Annotated in this window: 16 protein-coding genes and 1 pseudogene; 15 read left to right on the forward strand and 2 right to left on the reverse strand. The window is 65.6% G+C overall.

Annotated elements, in window-relative coordinates; translation table 11 throughout:
- Positions 1-179 precede the first annotated feature (179 nt).
- The 7 genes and pseudogenes from K5L94_RS10700 to K5L94_RS10725 all read left to right on the forward strand — a co-directional run bounded on the left by K5L94_RS10700 (position 180) and on the right by K5L94_RS10725 (position 13,056).
- A complete protein-coding gene (locus K5L94_RS10700) occupies positions 180-2,423 on the forward strand; it encodes a type VI secretion system Vgr family protein (RefSeq protein ID WP_274512573.1) in 2,244 nt (747 codons plus the stop codon).
- 19 nt (positions 2,424-2,442) lie between these two features.
- The gene (locus K5L94_RS10705) at positions 2,443-4,059 is read left to right on the forward strand and encodes a hypothetical protein (RefSeq protein ID WP_274512574.1); all 1,617 of its coding nucleotides are present in this window, start codon (positions 2,443-2,445) and stop codon (positions 4,057-4,059) included.
- A complete protein-coding gene (locus tag K5L94_RS10710) occupies positions 4,056-4,184 on the forward strand; it encodes a hypothetical protein (RefSeq protein ID WP_006441023.1) in 129 nt (42 codons plus the stop codon). The genes K5L94_RS10705 and K5L94_RS10710 overlap by 4 nt, the downstream gene beginning before the upstream one ends.
- A 19-nt stretch (positions 4,185-4,203) precedes the next feature.
- Positions 4,204-8,790, forward strand: coding sequence for an RHS repeat-associated core domain-containing protein (locus K5L94_RS10715; protein WP_274512576.1), 4,587 nt, complete (start codon positions 4,204-4,206; stop codon positions 8,788-8,790).
- A 9-nt stretch (positions 8,791-8,799) separates the two neighbouring features.
- Entirely contained in the window at positions 8,800-9,246 is a 447-nt protein-coding gene (locus K5L94_RS10720) for an SMI1/KNR4 family protein (protein WP_180878105.1), read from the forward strand.
- Between the two features lie 79 nt (positions 9,247-9,325).
- Positions 9,326-9,458 (forward strand): annotated as a pseudogene (locus K5L94_RS21970) (helix-turn-helix domain-containing protein); the annotation flags it as partial.
- Positions 9,459-10,137: 679 nt separating this feature from the next.
- Entirely contained in the window at positions 10,138-13,056 is a 2,919-nt protein-coding gene (locus tag K5L94_RS10725; protein WP_274512578.1) for a VIT domain-containing protein, read from the forward strand.
- A 40-nt stretch (positions 13,057-13,096) separates the two neighbouring features.
- On the opposite strand, the gene K5L94_RS10730 is transcribed toward K5L94_RS10725, so the two are convergent.
- Positions 13,097-14,302, reverse strand: a complete 1,206-nt coding sequence (locus K5L94_RS10730) for an acyltransferase family protein (RefSeq protein ID WP_274512579.1) — start codon at positions 14,300-14,302, stop codon at positions 13,097-13,099.
- 175 nt (positions 14,303-14,477) lie between these two features.
- Here K5L94_RS10730 and K5L94_RS10735 point away from each other — a divergent pair, with 175 nt between their 5' ends.
- On the forward strand, positions 14,478-15,338 hold the full coding sequence (locus K5L94_RS10735; RefSeq protein ID WP_053449644.1) for a LytTR family DNA-binding domain-containing protein: 861 nt from the start codon (positions 14,478-14,480) through the stop codon (positions 15,336-15,338).
- Positions 15,339-15,371: 33 nt separating this feature from the next.
- Here K5L94_RS10735 and K5L94_RS10740 read toward each other — a convergent pair whose 3' ends face one another.
- Complete coding sequence (locus tag K5L94_RS10740) at positions 15,372-16,112, reverse strand: M48 family metallopeptidase (RefSeq protein ID WP_080374907.1); 741 nt, start codon at positions 16,110-16,112, stop codon at positions 15,372-15,374.
- Here K5L94_RS10740 and K5L94_RS10745 point away from each other — a divergent pair.
- From K5L94_RS10745 to rpfG, 7 genes are all read left to right on the forward strand, one after another.
- Complete coding sequence (locus K5L94_RS10745) at positions 16,102-16,374, forward strand: hypothetical protein (protein ID WP_053510374.1); 273 nt, start codon at positions 16,102-16,104, stop codon at positions 16,372-16,374. The two genes, K5L94_RS10740 and K5L94_RS10745, sit on opposite strands and share 11 nt — an antisense overlap.
- A protein-coding gene (prfB, locus tag K5L94_RS10750; RefSeq protein WP_099551678.1) for a peptide chain release factor 2 occupies positions 16,297-17,422 on the forward strand; the annotation gives its coding sequence in 2 pieces (ribosomal slippage) (positions 16,297-16,371 and positions 16,373-17,422; 1,125 coding nt in all). The genes K5L94_RS10745 and prfB overlap by 78 nt, the downstream gene beginning before the upstream one ends.
- Before the next feature lie 152 nt (positions 17,423-17,574).
- Positions 17,575-18,357 carry a helix-turn-helix transcriptional regulator gene (locus K5L94_RS10755; RefSeq protein ID WP_053449645.1) on the forward strand — a complete coding sequence of 261 codons (783 nt, stop codon included), beginning with the start codon at positions 17,575-17,577 and terminating at the stop codon, positions 18,355-18,357.
- 641 nt (positions 18,358-18,998) lie between these two features.
- Positions 18,999-20,384, forward strand: coding sequence for an NAD-dependent succinate-semialdehyde dehydrogenase (locus K5L94_RS10760; protein WP_274512581.1), 1,386 nt, complete (start codon positions 18,999-19,001; stop codon positions 20,382-20,384).
- 63 nt (positions 20,385-20,447) lie between these two features.
- The gene (locus K5L94_RS10765; protein WP_053449647.1) at positions 20,448-22,088 is read left to right on the forward strand and encodes an acetolactate synthase large subunit; all 1,641 of its coding nucleotides are present in this window, start codon (positions 20,448-20,450) and stop codon (positions 22,086-22,088) included.
- Between the two features lie 212 nt (positions 22,089-22,300).
- The gene (gene lysS / locus K5L94_RS10770) at positions 22,301-23,812 is read left to right on the forward strand and encodes a lysine--tRNA ligase (protein WP_053449648.1); all 1,512 of its coding nucleotides are present in this window, start codon (positions 22,301-22,303) and stop codon (positions 23,810-23,812) included.
- Between the two features lie 205 nt (positions 23,813-24,017).
- Entirely contained in the window at positions 24,018-25,157 is a 1,140-nt protein-coding gene (gene rpfG / locus K5L94_RS10775) for a cyclic di-GMP phosphodiesterase response regulator RpfG (protein WP_053449649.1), read from the forward strand.
- The last annotated feature ends 1 nt before the right edge of the window (position 25,158 follow it).

Here is a 25,158-nt window from a genome sequence, read left to right on the forward strand (position 1 = left end):
CAGCGCCAGCCTGAATGGCTGCGCTGTGCTCTCCGTATTTGTGACGTGGTTCGCGCTGCCGTGAAAATCCTTAATGAATTCATCTCCTTATCCAACGGTGATTGCGTCAAAAAGCTGGCACATGGCACAGGTCAATGGCAAAGTCGGGCCACGACCAACATGGGACGACGGAACGCCCGATGTACGCCGAATCACTGCTTCCCGGCGCCACGCTGCAGCGCCTTCACCAGGACCGACGCCTGATCCGCGTCGAAACCGCTTTGGATCCGGACACGTTCCTGGTCAAGCGCTTCGACGGCGCCGAATCGGTGTCCGCGCCGTTTGCGTACCGCATCGATCTGCTCTCGATCCAGCCGCGACTGGAGCTGAAACAGCTGGTCGGGCAACCGCTGCGGCTGCAGCTCGGCGATGAGTTCGGCAACCGCAGCGTGCATGGTTACGTGCGCGAGTTCGCCAGCAGCGGGCAGCAGGCGCAGTTCAGCGCCTATCGTGCCGAACTGGCGCCGTGGTTCGCCTTCCTCGACTACACCTGCAACTGCCGCATTTTCCAGGACCGGAACGTGCTGCAGATCATCGAGGAAGTCTTCGAGGGCTATGCGCAGCTGGCCAGGTTCCGCTACGACCTCAATGCAGGCAAGCTGGCGCCGCTGCCGTATTGCGTGCAGTACAACGAATCGGACTTCGCCTTCGTCAGCCGCCTGCTGGAAGATGCCGGCCTGTACTACAGCTTCGTCCACGACGAAGAAGGCCATGAGATGGTGATCAGCGACGATTCGACGTTGAGCACTGCCCATGGCGAGCCACAGCCGATCGCGTTTGTTTCCGACCAGGGCACCCTGGCCAGCACGGGCCTGCATCGCTGGGGCGCGCGGCGCCGGGTCGGACCGAGCGTGCAGACGCTGCGCAGCTTCGACTTCAAGCAGCCGGGCGAACGGCTGGATGGCAACCAGGGCAACCAGGTGCCGCTGGGCCTGCTGCCGCCGTTGGAGCAATACCGCTACGACGGTGCCGCGCGCTTCATGAACAGCCGCATCGGTACGGCGCTGGCTGCGGTGCGCAACGAGGAAGTGACCTGGCCGACCAAGCTGTTCGAGTGTGCGGGCAATGCCGGCGAGATGGAGGCCGGCGGCTGCTTTGATCTGGAACGGCATCCGGACTTCATCGGCCGCGACGACACCGATCGCAGCTTCTTCGTGGTCAGCATGCAGCGCGAAGGCCACAATAATTTTGCCGCCGATTTCGGCAGTGCAGAAGCGCCCAGTGTGGAAGTGCAGGCCGAAGTGCTGCGGCGGCGCATCCCGTACCGCCCGCTGCGGCTCACCCCTTGGCCACGCATGCCGGGCCCGCAGACCGCCACCGTGGTCGGCCCGCCGGGCGAGGAACTGCACGCCGACCGCTATGGCCGGGTGAAGGTGCAATTCCATTGGGACCGCCAACTGGACCGTCGCGAGAACGCCTCGTGCTGGATCCGCAGTGCCAGCCCCTGGGCCGGCGCGGACATGGGCGGCGTGTCGCCGCCGCGCGTGGGCCAGGAAGTGATCGTCGACTTCCTCGACGGTGATCCGGACCGGCCGATCATCACCGGCCGCGTCTACAACGAAGACAACATGCCGCCGTTCGGCATGGAGGTCAGCGGCCTGAAGTCGAAGACGGTCAAGGGCGCGGGCTGGAACGAGATCACCATGCACGATGGTGCCGGTGGCGAGCTGCTGAACATGCGCGCCCAGCGTGACATGGTCACCACCGTGCTCAACGACCAGAACGCCAGCATCAAGAACAACAAGTCGACCACGGTGGCGGTGAACCACACGATGGGCGTCGGCGCCAACCAGGACATCAGTGTCGGCGGCAACCGCGGCATCACGGTCACCGGCACCGATACGCTGGGTGTCACCGGCACCCGCACCACCAACGTGACCGGCGCGGTGACCGAGAAGTACGAGACCGGCGAGACCAAGACGATCGTGGCCGCTGGCTACACCGAAACCATCACCGGTGATTTCAAGACCACGCTGACCGGCAACTACACCAGCCAGCGCACCGGCACCTGGACCGAGACCGTCACCTCCACCTCCAGCCGCACCGTCGGTGGGCTGGTCACCGAGACCCTGCAGGCCGCGCGTGAAGTGACGATCACCGGGCAGGACAAGCGCAAGGTGCAGGGCAAGGTCGACGACAGCAACGTCGGCGAGCGCGTCATCGATGTCACCGGCAACTTCAGCCAGGATGCCAGTGGCACCCACAGCCAGGGCTCGGACGGGGCAATGAGCCTGGAGTCGGCGGTCAAGCTCACCAGCAAGGTCGGCGGTTCGGTCATCGAGATCACCGACAGCGCGATCAAGATCACCGCCGGTGGTTCGGAAGTGGTGATCGACGCCGGTGGTGTATCGGTCAACGGCAGCGAGATCAAGCTCAACTGCTGAGCCGCAAGGGAGAAGCACGATGCAGGACACCCCCATGCTGCGCGGCCTGAACGCACTGCGCGATGCCTGGCTGGAGGCCAGCGCCGACCACAGCCGGCGCCTGCTGGTCTGGCGCTTGCCAGCCGCCGCCAGCCGGTTGCTGGCGGCGTTCTTCGAAATGCAGCGCAACGATGCCGGACGCGATACGCCGGACTACTTCCTGCGCATCGATACCGCCTACGAACTGGGCTTCCGCTACAGCCGGCAGCTCAAGCAGGACCTGCTGGAGCGCTATGTCGCCAGCCAAGAGGATCTGCGCGCCCAGCAGGTGCCGCTGGGCTGGCGCGGTCCGCATGAAGGCCATCCGGACAGCGCCCAGGGTGTGGTCGAGGTGCTGGAGAGTTTCATCGATCACCACGGCGAACATCTGCGCCTGCTGGCGGCGGTGCTGGAGCCGGAGCGCAGCGTGCCCGGCGAAGGTTTCGAGCGCTGGGTGGACGCTGCGCTGGCCGCCGGCCCCGGCCCGCGCCTGCGCCTGGTGCTGGTGGATACCGAGGAGGATCCGCGCTGGCAGCCGTTACTGGAACGGCACGGCAGGATCGCGCGCGTGGTCAGTGCGCCGGTCGACATGTTCGGCATCGCCCGCGATACCGCCGCACAGTCTGGCGGCCGCGGCCCGGAAGTGCTGTACCGGCAGCTGCTGGCCGACTTGATGCTGCTGCTCGAACGCGGCAGCCCCTCGCAGGTGGTCGCCCGCGCCGAGCGCGCGCAGGGGCTGGCGCAGCGGCAGGGCTGGCAGGACCAGCAATCGGTGGTGCAGATGATGGTCGCTGGTGCGTGGTTGAAGCACGGCGACCACGGGCAGGCCATCAACAGCTACCGGCAGGCGCGCAGTGCGGCCGAGGGCGCGCGCATGAGCGGCAACCCTGCTGCACCGGAACTGGTGATGCAGAGCTGGTTTGGCGAGGCAGGCTGCTGGCTGGCCGCCAAGCAGCCGGAGCGCGCCGCGCAGACCTATCTGCAGGCCTCGACGTCGGCAGCGAGCATTCCGCACCCGATGTTCGCGCTGGAAGGCCAGCGCATGGCCGGCTGGTGCCAGCTGCAGGCCGGACAGCGCGAAGCGGCGCGGACCCAGTTGCTGGAGGCGATCCGCATCGCCAAGCCGCTGGCGCCGGCCGACCGCAAGGCCACTACGCTGCCACAGGCACTGTGGGACCTGCTGCAACTGCAGGATGCGCGCCGCTGCGAATCGCTGCAGCAGGCGGCCGCCGACTACCTGCAGGCCAGCACCGGCCTGCTGGAGAAGGCCGACGCGCAGGGGCATGCGCTGGGCCCGCGGCCGGTGCGGCCGGCACTGGATGCCGTCGACGCGGAGCTGGATGCCGCGCTGGAACGTGGCTTCCACCGCGCCCAGCAGGAGCGCGAGCGGCTGATCCAGGGCGGCGACGAATTCTTCCGCAAGATCGTGGCCGTCGGCCGCGACTTCCTCGACCCGGGCTGGAACGGCCTGCCGGCCATCGAACACCCGCTCGATCACGAGATACCGGTGTGGAGCGAGCCGCCGGCGATGCAGCCGTTGCCCGACCCCAGTGGCCTGCTGCAGGCGTCCGTGGCGGCGCCGGCCGGGCCTGCCGTTACAGGAGTGGCTGTTGCATGAAGTCGAACAAGACCGTGGTGATGCTGGTGGCCATCGTGCTGGGCATCATCGTCGTGACCTGGATCAGCGCCGAGTACCGTGACGAAGTAAAGGCGTTCCTGCGCGCGTTGTTCCGCGCCTTGTAAAGCAACAAGGAGTGTTGCCGTGAGCATCGCCGCCAAGCATTTCGATCCGCAACTGGGCATCGACATCCACATGTACGCAGTGCCACCGTGCCCGCTGCCGACGCCGCACATCGGCCTGGTGCTGGATCCGTTCGATTACATCCCGTTCATCGGCTCGACCATCAAGGTCAATGGCGTGCATCGCGGCACTGCCGGCACCGGCGGCCTGGACATCCACATTCCGCTGGGGGTGTGGGGCCCGCCGCTGGCGGCGCCGATGGGGCCGCAGTTCGACGGCGAAGAAATCTTCATGGGCAGCCGTACCGTGTCTGCCGACGGCGAACCGTTCTCGCGGCTGGCGATGCCGGTGCTGGACTGCAACCTGGCCGGGATGATCAATCCGTTCCGGATGAAGAAGCCGAAGAAGCCGCTCCGCGCGATGTCGCTGCCGACCGGCTTGAACGTGGCCATTCCCACCAGCGTCACCGTCGGCGGTCCGCCGACGGTGTCATGGACCGCGCTGGCGTTCCGCGCCGCATTCGCCGGGCTGGGCAAGCTGCGCAAGAGTGCTTTCTTCCGCAAGAAGATGGATGCGTTCGCCAACTGGCGGCGCGGCAAGTGGGGCCATCTGCCCTCCAGCTTCCTGAAATGCAAGGTGCTGCGTGCCGAGCCGGTGGATATCCGCGATGGCAGCGTGGTGGTCAGCCACCAGGACTTCGACATTCCGGGGCGGCTTTCCTTTGCCTGGCAGCGTAGTTACGGCTCGCGCCGCGCGGGCGAACCCGGCCTGTGCGGCGCGGGCTGGCAGACGCCGGCCGACATCCGCCTGGAACTGCTGGACGACGGCAGCGTGTGGTTGTCCGGCCCGGACCAGGCCGCGTTCTTCCCCGAGTTGCCGCCCGCTGAAGGCGAGGCCGGGGCCATCCTCGATTTCGTCGATGGCGCGCGCCTGCTGCGTCGGCGCGGGCAGTGGCTGGTGCGCTTCAAGAGCGGCCTGAAGTACGTGTTTGGCGGCGAACTGCCGGCAGGCGTGAGCGCACTGCCGAATCCACAATCCTGGCCGATCGAGCGCATCGAGGACGCGCACGGCAACCACTGGCGGTTCGAGCGTCGCGATGGCCACCTGGTGCGCATCGTCGAAAGCGGTATCGGCGACCTGCAGGGCCGTTTCATCGAAGTGGAGGCGCGCCACGGTCACATCGATCGCATGGCGCTGCATGACCCGGCCACCGGCCTGGTGCATCCGCTGGTGAGCTATCGCTACAGCGCCGACGGCGATCTGCTGGCGGCGGTGGACGCGCTTGGAGCGCCGCGCACCTTCGCCTACGAACAGCACCGCTTGGTGCGGCACACCGACCGCGTTGGCCTGTCATTCCATTACGCGTTCGACGTGCAGGGCAGGGTGGTGCATTCGTGGGGCGACGGTGGCCTGTACGACTACCACTTCGAGTACGACGCGCTGCTGCGCGAGACCCGGGTGACCGACTCGCTCGGCCATCTGAGCGTGGTCAAGTTCGACGAGAACCAGCTGCCGCTGTGCGAGATCGATCCGCTCGATGGCGTGACGCTGTTCGAGTACGACGATTTCGGGCGGACCGTGGCGGTGACCGACCCGGAAGGGCTGCGCACGGCGTTTGCCTATGATGCGCATGGCAACCTGGTCTGCCTGACCCGCGCCGATGGCACGTCGATCCAGATGGAGTATGACCCGGACGACCATATGGTGTCGCTGCGCACGCCGGATGGCGTCGACTGGCAGCAGGCATACGATAGCCAAGGCCTGCTGGTCAGCCAGACCGATCCATTGGGTGCAACCACCCGCTTCGAGTACGACCCTCAAGGCCAGTTGCAGTCGCAGACCAACGCGCGCGATGCGGTCACACGCCTACGCTATGACCGTCACGGGCTGGTGGCTGCCGTCATTGATGCGCTCGGTCATGAGAGCCGCTTCGAGCATGGTCCACTCGGCAACCTGCTGCGCCAGGTGGACCCGTTGGGGCAGGTCAGCCGCTACGAGTACGACGCCAAGGGGCGGTTGTTGGCCACTGTTGGTCCGGACGGCAGCGGTGTGCGCTGCGAATACGATGCCGAAGACCAACTGCTGCGCTATACCGATGAAGCAGGCGCGCAGACGCGGCTGCAGTACGTGGGCATCGGCCAGATCGGCAAGCGCGTGCAGGCCGATGGCCACAGCGTGGAGTACCGCTACGACACCGAAGAGCAGCTGGTTGCGGTCATCAACCAGCGCGGCGAAACCTACCAGCTGGTGCGCGATGCGCTGGGCCGCATCGTCGAGGAAGTGGACTACTGGGGGCAATCACGGCGTTACAGCTACGATGCTGCCGGGCGATTGACGGCGACCCTGGATCCGCTGGGCCAGCGCATCGCCTTTACCACCGACAATCTTGGGCGCATCACCCGCAAGACGCTGCCGGATGTGCGCCATCCTGGTCAGCAGGTACAGGAACACTTCGTCTACGACGTGCAGGGACAGATTGTCGAGCTGCGCAATGCGGCGCGTACGGTGAAGCGCCGGTACGACCCGCTGGGGCAATTGCTGGAGGAACTGCAGGACGGGTTCCGGGTGGGCTACGCCTATGATGAAGTGGGCAACCGCGTGCTGCGCGAGACCGCTGCCGGCAATCGGGTGGCGTTCGGCTACGACCTGCGCGACCAGACCGTATCGGTGGCCATCAACGACGAATCGCCGATCTCGATGGAGCGCGACGCGCTGGGCCGCACCACGCGCGAGCAGCTGAGCCCGCACTTACAGCGCGAGTTCACCTACGACAGCCGTAACCTGCTGACCTCGCAGTCGGTACTGAAGGACGCTGCGCCGCTGTTCGAGACTCGCTACGACTACGACCGCAGTGGCAACCTGACCTGCCGCAGCGACAGCACGCAAGGCGTGGACGAGTACCGCTACGACGCTATCGGGCGCCTGCTGCAGCACATCGACCCGAAGGGCAAGGTCGAGCGCTACTTCAACGATCCCGCCGGTGATCGGCTGCGCACCGAAGTGAAACAGGTCCAGGCGCGCAAGGTAGTGGGCGGCGACGATGACGACCTGGCCACCTGGACGCGCGAAGGCATCTATCAGGGCGTGCACTACGTGTTCGACCGGGCGGGTGATCTTGTGCACAAGGGCGCACCGCAAGGAGATGCGCCTGATGACCTGACGTTGATCTGGGATGCCAACCATCGGTTGGCGGAGAGCCGCCGCAACGGGCAATCAACGTACTACGGCTATGACCCGCTGGGACGGCGGGTTTTCAAGCGTAACCCGACGCAGACAACGTGGTTCTTCTGGGATGGCGATGCGTTGCTGGGTGAGGTGCAGCAGGCCAACGACGCCGAAGAGGCGGCGCCGGTGTGGGTCGGTAATGTGGCCAGCCTGGTGGAGATGAGGCGGCGGCAGCGGCGGTTGGAAAAGCTGCATGAGCGGGTGCGGGAGTATGTCTACTACCCCGGGACGTTTGTGCCGTTGGCCTGGGTCAGACCTCTCGATCTAGAGAGGATATCTGCTCCAATTTCGGAGGTATCAGGAGCCCCCGATCCTGTGCACGAGGCCGCATCGTTTGTCGCCCCTGTTGATCCGCCAGGTGCAATCGGGTGTGAGGTAGAGCAAAGGACAACGTCTCGCTCGTTTGGTGGTGGACTTGGCCAGTTGGGTGCGTCTTCCTTGGGACTCAGGGGATCTGCGTGTACCGACAAGCTTGAATCGACTACTGCTCCGGCATCCGCGCAGCTCACTCGTTCGGCAGAGAGCAGGAAAAGCCCCAGTTTGACCTTCCCGACCAGAAAAGCACCGGCTAGCTCCGCGTCGCTGGCGGATCAGTCCGCATGCAGTACTGCTCGGGCGGGCCTATTTGGGGTGGATCCGAATGGTGCGGTAGTTAGAGCGCTGGATGCGTCAGGAGTACATGAGTGGGCGGTCAGATACGGGTCATGGGGGGCTGATGAGAACAGCACCCAGGGCGGGATGGAGTTCTTCATACGTCTGCAAGGGCAGTATCGGGACATTGAGACAGGTCTCTATTACAATAGAAATCGATACTTTGATCCGTTGGTCGGAAGCTTCATATCTCCGGATCCGCTCGGTCTCGATGCAGGAGAGTGCATATACGAATATTCTCTAAACGCAATTGCGTACTGCGACCCGTTGGGTCTGAAGTACCGGAAGACTACGGCGAGTGATGGTAGAACCGTTTATCAGAATGATGATGCATTCAATCCTCATAGAAAGGTGTCGTGGGAAGATGCAGAGACGGGTGAGTTCAGGCGGGGTACGAATCTTGACCGAATGTCGGAGGGCTTGGCGCCGATCGGAAAAGATGGGCGGCCAGTTCAGTTGCACCATCTGACCATGACCGAGGCGCCCGGGATGAATGGGCGGAGAGGTTCCTTGGCTGAGGTGAAGGCATCCATCCATTCGAAGTACACATCGATTCTCCATATTCCTTTCCCGAGGAATCCAAACAACAAGAGGCAGACCCTGCCTCGATATCCGAGTTTTAGAAGAAATAACGATGGAAGCGCGTCCCTGCTGGCAAGTCAATTCGACAGCTTCAGGGAGTCATATTGGAAGGCGAGAGCGCAATCAATACTTGCTGGCTGCCGACAATGAGGTGTGTTCATGTTTGATAATCTGGAGGCGCTGGTGGCGCAGCACCCGCGAGTCAAGGTATTTCCTGGGCGCCAGGTTGAACCTGGCCTTATCCGCGAGGCCGAAGCTGAGCTGGGGATTCCATTGCCTGATTCGTACAAGGAGTGGTTGCTCAAGTATGGGAATCTGAGGGTCGGCGCTTATCCTGTTCTGACCCTTGCGCCTCGGGATGTGCGTGACATTTCCGATAGTGATCTGATCTACAATTTCAGGTTGGATTCCCGTGATGGCGAGCTGTCGGTCGGGTATATCTCAATTCATCTGCCGGATACGGATGAATCATTCTATTTCGATACCAGCAAGGGGCTGGTTGGCGGAGAGTATCCCGTTGTCAGGCGGGATTGGTCTGACGGATCGTATGAGCCGTTTGCCGACAGTTTTGTGGGTTTTCTAGAGGAGATTGTCCGGCAGGCTTGATGTGACCTGATTAGCACGAACTTTCAGCACGGATTAGGCTAAACATCCAAGCGCAATACCCCCATGTCCTGATGTTGCCATGTCAACGACAAGAACCTATCACCACCTCAGTGCAGAAAAACGTGCTGTGATCATGATCAAGCGCCAGTATGCGCAGCATCGTCCGATGTCTTGGGCGCTCGCCGGCGACCATCAGCCGTGAGTTACGCCGCCTGTAGATATCGGCCTACGACGCGACTACGGCTGGTCACAGGTATCGGCGCCGACGTGAACGATGCTGGCGCAGGCGTCTGCTGGCAGAGGGCACTGCGCTGCATCGGCACGTTCATGATCACTTGGTGCTCCTGCGCTGGTCGCAACTCGTTCGTCACTCAGGGTAAAGAGGCTCTTGCCTTCTAGTTCCTGGCCTTGCTCTGCCTGATATGGAGTGGCTGTAGCGCTGTGGTCATACGCCCCAGGGTGACGTGGTAGCTCCGTCGACTACCTCTCGCGTTGCGCAATTCGGTGCTGATATTGAAGCGCCGCTATGAGCGTGTATTCATTCACATCATGTGTGGTGTCTTCGTTGGTCTCTATGGTGGACTTGGAAGTGCGTTCCCTGAGACGCACACGAGACTAGGCATCTTCGGTGAGTCGATTGCTGAGGAGGCGTTGCTCGTGGTGCCTTTGGCCGCCCCAAGGAAGCGACGTGAAGACTGGGCAGGTGGGATCGCAGAGTTGAGGCGTTTGGGTATTGTCTCGGGTTAGGCGAGTTTCCGCTCATGCTCAGCGCTCCTCCCATTGGATTGTAAACAGTCTTGGGTGAGTGCCTGTTTCGACGGCATCTCCCCATCCAACCCCATTTGCCCCAGCCACGCGTTGAACCGTCCAACCTCCCGCTGGAGCAGTCCGATGCCCCTCGTCCGCCGCGTGATTCCATCCGTACTGGCCCTGCTGCTCTGCGCTGTCGCCGGTGTTGCCCAGGCGCAGTCCACCAAGGCCGTCCGGCCCGTCCGGTCGGTGCCGCTACTGCAGGTCGCGGGCGCCGAGCAGCCCATCGCGCTGCGCCAGGCCCGCATCGAAAGCGACATCCAAGCCGGCATCGCCCAGACCCGCATCACCCTGGAATTCCATAACCCGAACCGGCGCGTGCTGGAAGGGGAGTTGCAGTTCCCGTTGGCCGAGGGCCAGCAGATCACCGGGTTTGCCCTGGATATCGGCAGCGAACTGCGCGAGGCGGTGCCGGTGCCCAAGGACCGCGGCCGCCAGGTCTTCGAGGAGATCGCCCGCCGTGGCGTCGACCCCGGCCTGCTGGAGCAGACGGCGGGCAACCAGTTCCGCCTGCGCATCTACCCGTTGCCGGCCGGTGGCAGTCGCCGCGTGCAGCTGGTGCTGCGCGAGCCGCTGGCCTTCTCGGGCCAGGGCTGGCGGTGGACGCTGCCGCTGCAGTTCGCCGCCGGTGCTGCCTCCGTTGCAGTGAAGGTGCAGGCGCCAGGGGCGATGGCCGCAGGTACCGCACCGTTCCAGATCACGGCGGGCCAGCTGCAATGGCAGGGCCGCGGCGCGCAGCTGCCGGCACAGCTGCAATGGACGCTGCCGGCCGAACGCAAGCCGCAGGTGCAGGTGGCGCCGTGGCAGGACGGCCACTATCTGCTGGCGCAGCTGCCGGTGCCCGTCAGCGGTACTCCCCGCACGCCGTCGAGCGAAGTCGGCCTGCTGTGGGACGGTTCGGGTTCCTCCGGCCAGCGCGACCGCGCGCGTGAGTTCGCGCTGCTGGATCGCTACTTCGCCGCGATGGGCAATGGCACGGTCGCGCTGACCGTGCTGCGCGACCGTGCCGAGCCGGTGCGCCGCTTCCGTATCCGCGCAGGCAACTGGAGCGAGCTGCGCGCGGCTTTGCAGGCGGTGCGCCCGGACGGTGCCAGTGCGCTGGCCCAGTGGCAACCGCAGCCGAGCGTGAAGGAGTACCTGCTGATCAGCGACGGCCTGCTGACCTACGGCCCGGAACAGCTGCCGGCGATGGCGCCAGAGCAGCGCCTGTTCGCGGTCAGCAGTGCCGGCGCACGTACCGATGCAGTGCGCTTGCGTGGCTGGAGCGAAGCGCATGGCGGCCGCTTCGTCGCGCTCGGCAAGGATGTCGACGCCGCTGCGCGTGAGCTGCTGTCCTTGCCGCTGGACGTGCAGATCGATGCGGGGCGTGGCGTGCAGGACGTGGTGATTGATCGTCGCAGCGAAGCCGAAGGCTGGCTGTGGCTGCATGCCCGGCTGGCGGCTGACGGTGTGCCGATGCGGGTCCGTGTCGGTGCCGGTGATTGGCAGGCATTGCCAGCAACGCAGAAAGGCGATGACGGTGAATTGCTTGCGGGGCTGTGGGCACAGGCACGCCTGCAACAGCTGGCCGCCGATCGTCGCGGCAATCGCGAGGAAATGCAGCGCCTGTCGCAGCAGTTCGGCCTGGTCGGGCCGGATTCCTCGCTGATCGTGCTGGAAACGCTGGAGGACTACCTGCGCTATGCGATCCGTCCGTCCGGAAAGCTGCGCGCCGAGTATGACGCCCGCTTCGCGCGGCAGGTGAGCGACCGTGCCGCTGCCGATCGCGAGCGTCTGGTCGAGGTCGCTGCACGTTGGAAGGAGCGCCAGCAATGGTGGAGCCGCAGCTGGCCGAAGGATGCGCCGCCGCAGTTGAAGGGCAGGGCACTGGAAGTGGCGTCCGCGGATTACGCGATGGAATCGGCGCCGGTGGCGATGTTGGCTGCGCCTGCGCCGGCGGCCCCGCCTGCACCGATGGCGGCCGCGGCCGAGCAGCGCAGAGAGGCAGGCAGCGCGCGCGCGCGTCGCTCCGTGTCCGCGGCGAACCAGGCGCTCGACGCGGTGGTGGTCACCGGTTCGGCCATCGATCAAGCGGGGCCCGCCAACGAGGGCGAGCTCGGCATCCAGCTGGCCGCATGGCAGCCGGATTCAGCCATTGCCCGCCGCCTGCGCCAGGGGCCGTCCTCGCAGCTGTACAACCGCTACCTGGCCGAGCGCGATGCGCATGCCGACAGCAGCGCGTTCTTCCTCGATGTGGCCGAACTGCTGTTGGAGCAGGGCCAGCGCGAGCTGGCGCTGCGCGTGCTGTCGAACCTGGCCGAGATGGACCTGGACAACCGCCACCTGCTGCGTGTGCTCGGCTATCGGTTGATGCAGGCCGACGCCCCGGCACTGGCGGTGCCGGTGTTCGAACAGGTGCTGGCGATGGGCCAGGAAGAACCGCAGAGTTTCCGTGACCTCGGCCTGGCGCTGGCCGCCGCCGGCAAGCCGCAGCAGGCGCTGGCGCCGCTGTATCAGGTGGTGGTGCGGCCGTGGGACAACCGCTTCGATGGTATTGCGCTGATCGCGCTGGATGAATTGACCAACCTGGTATCACGCAGCCGCCCGGTGCTGGACACCACGGGCATCGACCCGCGCCTGCTGCAGGCGATGCCGCTGGACCTGCGCGTGGTGCTGGCCTGGGATGCCGACAACAGCGACATGGACCTGTGGGTGACCGACCCGAACGGCGAGCGCGCGTACTATGGCAACCGCCTGACCTACCAGGGCGGGCAGATGTCGCAGGACTTCACCGGTGGCTACGGCCCGGAGCAGTTCTCGCTGCGCAACGCCAAGCCCGGCAGGTACAAGGTGGAGGCGAACTACTTCGGCAGCCGCCAGCAGCTGGTGACCGGTGCGACCACCCTGATGCTGCGCCTGACCACGCACTGGGGCACGCCGAAGCAGAAGGACCAGATGGTCACGATGCGGCTGAAGGACCGCGCCGAGACCGTGCTGGTGGGTGAGTTCACGGTGGAATGAGTCACCCAGGGTCGATGCGGAGCCGAGCAGGGGCTCGGCTCTATGAGGCCGCCGTCGCGGCGTGTACGGTCGGCAATGATCGTGGCTCGGCACGCAGGCCGAACAGCGGCCGCAGCCAGCGCACGCGACGGATCAGCAGCTCGTGGATCAGCAGGCAGCCGCCCACGGTGCCGCCGAGCAGCAGCGCCGGCTCGGTCCACGCGCCAAGCTGCAGCGGCTTGAGCCAGAACAGCAGCACGATGATCAGGCTCTGGTGCAGCATGTACCAGGGATAGATCGCCTCGGTGCAGTACGGCAACCAACGGAACGGGCGGTCGAGGAAGACCTTGCCCCAGCCGAGGATGGCCAGCAGCGCGGTCCAGACGTACAGCGACTGGCTGGTCCGGACCTGCAGGTCCCAGAAAGGAGCGGGCCACTGACGCAGCGGCGAGTCGGCCGGCAGCACCTGGCCGAGGATGCGCAGGCCCATGTACCAGCCGACTGCGGCAAGCGCCAGCCACAGCATGGTGCGGCGCAGGGCGACCACTCGATCCCAGAACACGGGCTCGCGGCCAAACAGGTAGCCGGCGAGGAACACCGTCGCGTACTTCGCGTGCTGGTACCAGTCGCCGAGCAGGGCATTGGTGGACGGGTAGATCGGCTCCAGCCAGACCACCCAGGCCAGCAGCAGCACGAACGGAATGCCGATCAGCAGCGTGGGCGATGCGGCAACACGGGCCACGGTCCTGCGCACCCCAGGCCTGCCCAGCACCGGCATCAGCAGGGCCAGCGCCAGCGTGTAGTTCCACAGGTAGGCCAGGTACCACAGGTGGTTCCAGGTGATGCCGTACTGCCAGCCGGCAAAACTGCCTTCCGGCCACGGCTGCACCTGCCAGTAGCGCAGCAGGAAGGCGCCGAAGCCCGGTGCGACATGGCCGTTGGCCACCCCTTCGCAGTAGGGTTGGATCGGCACGATGATGAACATGCCGAACAGCAGCGGCAGCAGCAGCCGCCACGTGCGCAGGCCTGCAAAGCGCAGCACCCTGCCTTCCGGCCGCATCAACGCGATGGCGATGCCCGAGATCAGGAACAGCAGCGACATCCGCCAGCGGTTGACGAACACCATCGGCGACTGCAGCCATTCGGCGGTATGTACGCTCTTGAGGTGGAAGCCCCAGTCGTCCACGTAGGCCATGCCGGTGTGGTAGAGGATCAACAGGGCGAAGGCGAACACCCGCAGGGCGTCGATGTCGTGGCGTCGGTTCATGGGCAGGCAGGGCAGGGAGGTCAGGCCACGGTGAGCGCCGCCACGCGCCGTGACCATGGCGCTGGGCCCGCCGGTACCGACCAGGTGACCAATGGCGGGCGGCGGGGGACCAGTGGAGCCGCTACCCTCGGCCCCTTGAGGCACGCTGGAGCACCGCAACGAGATGGATGCAGCAATGGCACAGGGGCGCCCGCCGCGCTGGCGTACGTCAACCCGCATTCTGGTATGGACCGCGATCCTGTCAGTATCAGCGGTGAGCAATGCGCTGGTGGAGGTGATGGACGCAGGGCGCCGGGGCGCGGATCTGGGCCTGTGGGAGCCACTGATCTGGGAGTTCAGCAGCCTGAGCCTGATCCTGGCGACCCTGCCGCTGCTGTGGTGGGGGTGCGAGCGCTGGCCCCTGCATGCCGATACCTGGCGCCGGCGGTTGCCGCTGTACCTGCTGGCCAGCGTAGGCTGGTCGCTGATTCACGTGGTGGGAATGATGCTGGTCCGGCACCTGGCCTACGCGGCAGTGGGCTATCGCTACCAGGACGATGCCGGCTGGCTGGAGCGCTTTGCCTACGAATACCTGAAGGATGTGCGTACGTTTGCGCTGTTCGTGGCGCTGGAGCACCTGGCCAGCTGGCTTGGGCGGCGGCGCCAGGGCGAGGCGAGCCTGCTGGCCGAGCCTGACGTTGGCGTCCCGGTGGAGCCGGTCGAGCGTCCGCAGCACTTCCTGGTACGCAAGCTGGGCAAGGAGTTCCTGGTGGCCACCGAAGACGTGGAATATGCCCAGGCGGCAGGCAACTACGTGAACCTCCACGTGCGTGGCCATGACTATCCGCTGCGGATCACCATGGCCGTGCTGGAGCAGCGCCTGGACCCGGGCGTGTTTCTACGCCCGCATCGCAGCTGGATGATCAATCGCGGCCACTTGCGCTCGATCGAGCCACTGGAGGGCGGCGAGGCGCTGCTCCACATGGCCGATGGCGTCAAAGTGCCGTGCAGTAGACGACAGCTGCCCCAACTCCGGCTCGACCTGGCGGGCGGGTGAGCGGGCGGGCCCTGCGGCCCGCCCGCGGACAACTTACTTCTTGTCCTTCTTGATCATCGCGTCGATGCGCGCAGCGCGGGCTTCCGAGCCCGGGTGCGAGGACATCAGGCCGCCTTCGCTGGACAGCTTGCGGAACATGCTGGCCAGTGCCGCCGGGTCGTAGCTGTGGCGCTTCATGAACTGGTAGCCGTACTCGTCCGCCGCGCTCTCTTCCTTCTGCGAGAACTGCGCGTTGACGAAGCCTTCGGCCAGTTCGCCCAGCTGGCCCTGGCTGAGCTGGGTCAGGTTGCCATTGCCCGAGGCGGCCAGGCCCTCGCGGCCAGCCGAGGCGAGCAGGGCCGTGCGCATCTTGGTCTTGCTGTGCCCCAGCTTCACGTGGCCGATTTCGTGGCCGATCACGCCACGCACTTCGTCGTCGCTGGCCATGTCCATCAGGCCGGTGTAGACGCGCACGCAGCCGTTGGCCATCGCCCAGGCGTTGACGTCGGCGGTGCGGTAGACCTTGAAGTTCAGGTTCAGGCCGTCCTCGTTGGCCAGGCCCTGGGTGATCTTGGCCAGGCGCTGGGCATAGGGATCATTGCCGGCAACCACCTGGTTGTCCTTGTCCATGTAGGTGCAGGCCTGGTCGGCGGCGGCCGAGACCTCGGCGTCGGACAGGGTCAGCGCCTTGCCGGCCTTCATGCCGGTGCTGGTCAGGCCCTTCAGGTCGATGGCCGAGGCATTGGCGGCCAGCAGGCAGGCGGCCAGGCAGAGGGTGGAACGCATGATCGTCATTGAATTGATGCTCCTTGGATGGGAATGGACCGCGCGTCCCCCTGTTCCCGCGGCGGTCGGGAAGTCTACCGGCATCGTGCAGGCCCGTGTCCAGGCGCGCGACCGCCGGGTTCGGGCCGCCTCGCCGCGGGCCGGGTGGCTGCGGTATCATTCGCAGTCATCTTTTGAATGCATGACCGCCGACATGATCGAACTGAATCCTGTCCGCCAGCGCATCACCGATCTGACCGATCGCGTGCTGTCGCTTCGGGGGTATCTTTGACTACGACGCCAAGAAAGAGCGTCTTGAAGAAGTAACGCGGGAGCTGGAAAGCCCCGACGTCTGGAACAACGCCGAGTACGCCCAGAACCTGGGCCGCGAGCGTTCCAGCCTGGAAAAGACCGTGGGCGGCATCGCCTCGGTACTGGACGGCCTGACCGACGCGACCGAACTGCTGGAGCTGGCCGAGTCCGAACAGGACGAGGACACCGCGCTGGCCGTGGTCGCCGACCTGGACAAACACCAGGCGCACGTCGAGAAGCTGGAATTCCAGCGCATGTTCTCCGGCGAGATGGACAATGCGGCGGCATTCGTCGACATCCAGGCTGGTGCCGGTGGTACCGAAGCCCAGGACTGGGCCGAGATCCTGCTGCGCATGTACCTGCGCTGGTGCGAATCGCGCGGCTGGAAGACCGAGCTGATGGAAGTCTCCGGCGGCGACGTTGCCGGTATCAAGTCGGCCACGCTGCGCGTGGAAGGCGACTATGCCTATGGCTGGCTGAAGACCGAGACCGGCGTGCACCGCCTGGTGCGCAAGTCGCCGTTCGATTCGGACAACCGCCGCCACACCAGCTTCACCTCGGTGTTCGTGTCGCCGGAAATCGATGACAACATCGATATCACCATCAATCCGGCCGACCTGCGTACCGATGTCTACCGTTCGTCCGGTGCCGGTGGCCAGCACGTCAACAAGACCGAGTCGGCGGTGCGTATCACCCACATCCCGACCAACATCGTCGTGGCCTGCCAGACCGGCCGCAGCCAGCACCAGAACCGCGACAACGCGATGAAGATGCTGGCCGCCAAGCTGTACGAGCTGGAAATCCAGAAGCGCAACGCCGAGAAGGATGCGGTGGAAGCCACCAAGTCCGACATCGGCTGGGGCAGCCAGATCCGCAACTACGTGCTTGACCAGAGCCGTATCAAGGACCTGCGTACCGGCATCGAGCGTTCGGACACGCAGAAGGTGCTCGACGGTGACCTGGACGAATTCGTCGAGGCCAGCCTGAAGGCCGGCCTGGCCGTGGGTTCCAAGCGCGTCGATGCCTGATCGACGCGCCTGCGCGGATATCATCGCCCTCGTGCGCAACGCCGAGGGTGGTTGAACCGGCTTTCTGTAGAGCCGAGCCGTGCTCGGCTGCTTTTCGCGAGCTAGCGGATGCGTCGAGCATGGCTCGACGCTACAAAGGGTAGGACGGGGAGATGATGCGCAGCGAAGCTGAACGCAAGGAACTTGGCGGCTTCCTCAAGGCCTGTCGCGCCCGTGTCGACCCCACCACGCTCGGCCTGCCGGCCGGGCGCCGGCGTACCCCGGGCCTGAAGCGCGAGGAAGTGGCGCTGGCGATCGGGGTCAGCGTCAGCTGGTACACATGGATCGAACAGGGGCGCGAAGTGCGCGCCTCGCCCGAGGTGCTGGAGCGCCTGGCGGAGGTGCTGCGCATGAGCGACGACGAGCGCGCCTATGCGTTCGCGCTGTCCGGCTATGGCGTGCCATTGGAGTCGCCGGACGAGAGCGTGACCGACGGCCTGCGCCAGCTGGTGGAGGCGATGCAGCCGATCCCGGCCTACGTGCGCAATACCCGTTTCGACATCCTGGCCTGGAACCCGGCCATCGCCGAGCTTTTCGTCGACTACAGCCAGTTGGCGCCGCATGAGCGCAACACGCTGCGGCTGATGTTCCTGTACCCGCCGTACCGCACGCTGATCCTCAACTGGGAAGAAATGACCCGCGGCCTGCTGGCAGGCTTCCGTGCGGCGATGGCGCAGGCGCCGGACAAGGCGCCGTTCCTGGCGCTGGTCGAGGATATCGCGGCGCACAGTGAAGAGTTTCGCCAGTGGTGGCCGGAGCACGACGTGCGCCGGTTCGACGAAGGTGCGAAGAAGCTGAACCATCCCACGCGCGGGTTGCTGGACCTGCAGTACGTGGCGCTGGTGCCGGAGAGCCGGCACGACCTTTCGCTGGTGACCTACCTGCCGCGGAAGTAGGGGGGGCGGCAGGGCTTGCAGCCCTGCACCTGCAGAGGCCGAAGCAACTGCAACAGCAACAGCAACAGCAGGCTATCCGTGGGGGGGCGGGGCGGTGTCGGAGTGCGGGGACGCCGCAAGTACGTCCGTGTAGGCTTGGCAGCCGCATCCATGCGGCTGACACCCCGCACTCCGACACCGCCCCACCTCTGACAATTTCACGCGGCTGTTGGTAGGTGTCGACCTTGGTCGACACATCTGTCAGATATCGATATTCACGATGGGATCCGACCCCGTGCCGACCAAGGTCGGCACCCACCAACAGCAGCAGGAAACTGTCGAAGGCGGGGTGGGTCCGGTTGCGGGAGTGTCCGCGGCATGGATGCCGCGGCCAAGCCCCCAAGGACGGGTTTACGGCGTCTCCCGCAACCGGACCCACCCCGCCATCCCGCAGGAAACCAGCTTGTGCTGTTGCTTCGGCTGTTGCTGTTGCAGTTGCTTCGGCGGGTGCAGGGCGCAGCCCTGCCAAGAGCCCCCCCCCATTCAGGCAGGTAAGTGCAGGTCACAGGATAAGCAGACGCCTTGTTGCTGCCATCGAACAGGTCCACATTCCTGTGCAGGAGACGGGCCGCTGCCCGTCGTCGAGACACCAGGAGACCTGCATGTCCGCTGCCCCCAGCACTGCCATTTCCCGCGATCCGGCCACCGGCCAGCTCATCGCCAGCCATCTCTTCGCCACCGACGCCGAACTGGAGGCGATCCTCGATCGCGGCCAGGCCGGCTTTGCCGCCTGGAGCGCAACCAGCCTCGAACAGCGCGCCGGGGTGCTGCGCGCGATGGCTGGTGTACTGCGCCGCGACCGCGACGCGCTGGCCGCGCTGGCCACCGCCGAGATGGGCAAGGTCCAGGCCGAAGCGTTGGCCGAGATCGAAAAGTGCGCCGTGCTGTGCGACTGGTACGCCGACCACGGCGCGCAGTTCCTGCGCGACGAGCCGACCCAGGTGCCCGACGACAAGGCCTACGTGTCCTACCTGCCGTTGGGCGTGGTGCTGGGCATCATGCCGTGGAATTTCCCGTACTGGCAGGTGATGCGCGCCGCGGTGCCGATCCTGATGGGCGGCAACGGCTTCCTGCTGAAGCCGGCCGAGAACATCGTGGGTACCGCGCAGCTGCTGGATGCGGCCTGGCGTGATGCCGGGTTGCCGGACGGCACCTTCATCGCCGCCAACATCAGCCGCGAGGGCACCAGCCGCGCGATTGCCGATGACCGTATCGCTGCGGTGACCCTGACCGGCAGCGTGGCGGCCGGTCGCAGCATCGCCGCCCAGGCCGGGCAGGCGCTGAAGAAGGTGGTGCTGGAGCTGGGTGGCTCGGACCCGTTCATCGTGCTGGCCGATGCCGATCTGGATGCCGCCGTCGATGCGGCGGTGGCCTCTCGCTTCCAGAACACCGGGCAGGTCTGCATCGCCGGCAAGCGCATCATCGTCGAAGACGCAGTCTACGATCGGTTCGTGGCGCAGTTCTGCCAGAAGGTGCAGGCGCTGACCATTGGCGATGGCCGCGACCCCGGCAGCCGCATCGGCCCGATGGCGCGCCAGGACCTGCTTGAGCAGCTTGATGCGCAGGTGCGCGCCTCGGTGGAGGCCGGTGCGCAGCTGCTGGTCGGCGGCCATCAACTGGAGCGCCCGGGCGCGTTCTATGCACCTACCGTGCTGGCCGGCGTGGCGCCGGGCATGCAGGCCTTCGATACCGAGACCTTCGGCCCAGTGGCGTCGATCAGCCGCGCGCGCGATGCCGATCACGCGGTGGAACTGGCCAACCAGAGCGAGTTCGGCCTCAGCGGCAACCTGTGGACCGGCGACCGCGAGCGCGCCATGCAGCTGGCGCGCCGGCTGCAGACCGGCGGCGTGTTCGTCAACGGCTTCTCCGCGTCGGACCCGCGCGTGCCGATCGGCGGCGTGAAGAAGAGCGGCTTCGGCCGCGAGCTCTCGCACTTCGGCATCCGTGAATTCGTCAACGCGCAGACGGTGTGGTTCGACAAGCCTTGACGCGCGGCTCTCATCCTTCCTGCAACGATCCACCATCAGTCCAGCGAAAAGGACGGCATTCCAATGTCCAAGGGTTCAGACCTGCTCGTCGCCGCGCTTGAGAACGAAGGCGTCGAGCGTATTTTCGGCATCCCCGGCGAAGAAAACCTCGACGTGGTCGAGTCGCTCCGCCATTCCAGCATCGAGCTGGTCGTCACCCGCCATGAGCAGGCGGCGGTGTTCATGGCGGCCACCTATGGGCGCCTGACCGGCAAGCCCGGCGTGTGCCTGGCCACGCTTGGCCCGGGCGCGCTCAACTTCACCACCGGCGCGGCGTATGCGTTGCTGGGTGCGTGGCCGGTGATCATGATCACCGGGCAGAAGGGCATCGTCGCCAGCAAGCAGGCGCGCTTCCAGATCGTCGACATCGTCAGCACGATGAAGCCGCTGACCAAGCAGGCACGGCAGATCGTCTCGGCGCGCACCATCCCGACCATTGTCCGCGAGGCGTTCCGCGTGGCCCAGGAAGAGCGGCCGGGTCCGGTGCTGCTGGAACTGCCGGAAGACATCGCGGCCAACGAGGTCGAGGGCGTGGCATTGATTCCCCCGCACGCGGTGGATCGCCCCATTGCCAGCCCGGAGGCGCTCGACCGTGCGGCGGAGATCATCCGCAACGCCAAGCGTCCGCTGCTGATGATCGCTTCGGCGGCGTCGCGGCCACAGTCCAGCGAAGCGCTGTCAGCGTTCGTGCTGCGTGCCGGCATTCCGTTCTTCACCACGCAGATGGGCAAGGGTGCGGTCGCCGGTGGCTCGGGCCTGTACATGGGCACCGCGGCGCTGACCGAGCGCGATTACGTGCACATGGCGATCGACCAGGCCGACGTGATCGTCACCATCGGCCACGAGGTCACCGAAAAGCCGCCGTTCGTGATGCGCCCGGGCGGCCCGACCGTGATCCATATCGGCTACTCGCAGGCAGCGGTGGAACAGGTGTACTTCCCGCAGGTGGAGGTGATCGGTGATATCGGCCGCGCGCTGACCCAGCTGGCCGACCGCATCGAGGGTGCGGTGCCGAACGCCGATGCGCTGCTGCCGCTGCGCGCGACCATCCTGGAGCACATCGCCGACCGTGCCGAGGAGGAAGCGTTCACCCCGCAGCGGCTGGTGCACGACGTCCGCCAGGTGATGCCACCGGACGGCATCGTGGCGCTGGACAACGGCATGTACAAGATCTGGTTCGCGCGCAACTACCGCACCCAGGTGGCCAATACGCTGCTGCTGGACAACGCGCTGGCGACGATGGGCGCGGGCCTGCCTTCGGCCATCATGGCCTCGATCCTGTACCCGCAGCGGCGGGTACTGGCGGTGTGCGGGGATGGCGGTTTCATGATGAACAGCCAAGAGCTGGAAACGGCGCGCCGGCTGGGCCTGAACCTGGTGGTGCTGATCCTCAACGACGGCGCCTACGGGATGATCCGCTGGAAACAGGCGGTGGATGGTTTCACCGACTACGGCATGACCTTCGGCAACCCGGATTTCGTCAAGTACGCCGAGGCCTATGGCTGCAGGGGCCATGAGGTGACCGCCATCGAGCAGTTCATCCCGACCCTGGAAGCGGCGTTCAATGAGGGTGGGGTGCACCTGGTGTCGGTGCCGATCGACTATTCGGAGAACGAGCGGGTGCTGGTGGACGAACTGCGCCAGGCGTTCCCCGGCAACGGCTGACGCCGGCGCCGCGCGGCCCGATAGGTGTCGACCTTGGTCGACACACGAAGCGCCAACCAAGGTTGGCTACTACCGGGGCTTGTCGGCGCGAACCAGGGTTGGCGGCTACCGGGCGGGGCCGCCAGGGGCCGGGGCAGGGCGGTTTTGGTATGCTGTGGAACCGGCTGTGCCGGGCGCAGCATCCCCCCTCACTACACGATTCCCGCAGATCCATGAGCGAAGCTACCGATACCCCCCCCGTCGACGAAAACAAGTTGATCGCCGAGCGCCGTGAGAAACTCAAAGCGCTGCGTGGGCAGGGCATCGCGTACCCGAACGACTTCCGTCGCGAGGACTTTGCCGGACGGCTGCAGGAAGAATTCGCCGATGCCGAACAGTGGACCGCCGAGGCCCTGGAAGGCAACGGCCGCCAGGTGAAGATGGCCGGCCGTCTGATGGCCAAGCGCATCATGGGCAAGGCCAGCTTCGCGCAGATCCAGGACGAGTCCGGCCGCATCCAGCTGTTCCTGCAGGGCACGGTCCTCGGTGATGCCTACACCGCCTTCAAGGGCTGGGACGTGGGTGACATCATCGCGGTCGAAGGCGGTCTGACCCGTACCAAGACCGGCGAGCTGTCGGTCAAGGCCGAATCGATCCGCCTGCTGACCAAGTCGCTGCGCCCGCTGCCGGACAAGTGGCACGGCCTGGCCGACGTCGAGCAGCGTTACCGCCAGCGCTACGTCGACCTGATCGTGACCCCGGAATCGCGCGCGGTCTTCATCAAGCGCTCGAAGATCATCCGCGCCATGCGCGCGTGGCTCGACAACCGCGACTTCCTGGAAGTCGAGACGCCGATGATGCATTACATCCCCGGCGGCGCGGCGGCCAAGCCGTTCACTACCCACCACAACGCGCTGGACCTGGACCTGTACCTGCGCGTGGCGCCGGAGCTGTACCTCAAGCGCCTGACCGTGGGTGGCCTGGAGCGCGTGTACGAGATCAACCGCAACTTCCGCAACGAAGGTGTCAGCACCCGGCACAACCCGGAGTTCACCATGATGGAGCTGTACGAGGCCTATGCCACGTACAACGAGATCATGGACCTGACCGAGGGCGTGATCCGTGACGTCGCCAGCGCTGTCAACGGCACCACCGAAGTGGAGTGGGACGGCGCGAAGATCGACCTGGGCCCGGCGTTCCGCCGCTGGCGCATGGACGAAGCCGTGCGCCACCACAACCCGGAGATCTCCGCCGCCGACTGCACCGATCGTGAGGCGCTGCTGCGCCATTGCGAGCGCCTGAAGATCAAGGTCAAGCCGTCCTACGGCTGGGGCAAGCTGCTGCTGGAGATCTTCGAAGCCACCGTCGAGCACACCCTGATCCAGCCGACCTTCATCACCGATCATCCGGTCGAGGTCTCGCCGCTGGCCCGTGCCAACGACAACGATCCGGGCTACACCGACCGCTTCGAGCTGTTCGTCAATGGCAAGGAGCTGGCCAATGGCTTCTCGGAATTGAATGATCCGGAAGACCAGGCCCAGCGCTTCCAGGCCCAGGTGGCCGCGAAGGAAGGTGGCGACGACGAGGCGATGCATTACGACGCCGACTACATCCGTGCGCTGGAGTACGGCATGGCCCCGACCGGCGGCCTCGGCATCGGCGTCGATCGCCTGGTGATGCTGCTGACCGGCAGCAGTTCGATTCGTGACGTGCTGCTGTTCCCGTACATGCGTCCGGAGCAGTAAGCCGTCTTTCTGACTCCTGATTGTGCGCGCCGTCGCGAAACGAGACGGCGCGATTGACGCGTCCCGCACTCGGCGTATCGTTAATGCACTACCTTGACGCCTGTTATGGCTTGATCGGCGCCAGGGGGATGGTGCATTGTGGAGCGTCCGCTTCACAATGTGATGACGATCATGAACCGGGACGTATGACACGGGAGTCAGGCCGATGCAGGGTGCGAGCGTTCGCAGCGGCAGAGTATCCTCGCCTGCTGATGATCCAGCATGGTCGAGAAGCCAGGCAGAGTACGCGTTGAACATCGTCATTGTTGATGATCAGACGTCCGCGCGGACGATGCTGCGTCATGTCATCGAGGACATCGCGCCGGAACTGAGCGTGTATGACTTTGGTGACCCGCTGACCGCGTTGGCCTGGTGCGAGGCGCATCCGGTCGACCTGCTGCTGCTCGATTACCGCATGCCGGAGATGGACGGGCTGGAGTTCGCCCGCCGTTTCCGCCGCCTGCCCAAGCACCGCGATATTCCCGTGATCCTGATCACCGTTGTTGGCGACGAGCCGATCCGGCAGGCGGCGCTGGAAGCGGGTGTCATCGATTTCCTGGTCAAGCCGATCCGCCCGCGCGAACTGCGCGCGCGCTGCTACAACCTGTTGCAGCTGCGCCAGCAGACCGAGAACGTGAAACAGCGTGCGTTGTCGCTGGAACAGCGGCTGCTGGCCAGCATGCACGAGGTCGAGGAACGCGAACGCGAAACCCTGTCGCGATTGGCCCGTGCGATCGAGTTCCGTGATGCCGGCACCAGTGCCTATCTGGAACGCATGGCGCGGGTCGCCGGACTGATCGCCGAGCAGCTCGGCCTGCCCGAGGATGACGTCAAGCTGATCGAGATGGCGGCGCCGCTGCATGACATGGGCAAGATCGCGATTCCCGATGCCGTGCTGCTCAAGCAGGGCAAGCTCAACGACGAGGAGCTGGCGATCATGCGCCGGCACCCCAGGATCGGCCATGAACTGCTCAGTGGCAGCCAGAACCGCTTCATCCAGGTCGGCGCATTGATCGCACTGCGCCATCACGAGCGCTATGACGGCAGCGGTTACCCGGACGGCCTGGTGGGCGAGGCCATTCCCCTCGAGGCGCGGATCGTGGCCGTGGCCGACGTGTTCGACGCCCTGATTTCGCCCCGTCCGTACAAGGAAGCATGGACCATGGAAGCCACGCTGGCCTATCTGTATGCCCAGCGTGGCCGGTTGTTCGACCCGCGCTGCGTGGATGCGCTGATGCGCGGCCACTCGCAGCTGATGGATATCTGCGCCCAGCACTCGACGGCATCGACGCGACCGGGTGGGTGAC

The sequence above is a fragment of the Stenotrophomonas forensis genome (genome assembly GCF_028752115.1).
GTDB lineage: Bacteria > Pseudomonadota > Gammaproteobacteria > Xanthomonadales > Xanthomonadaceae > Stenotrophomonas > Stenotrophomonas forensis.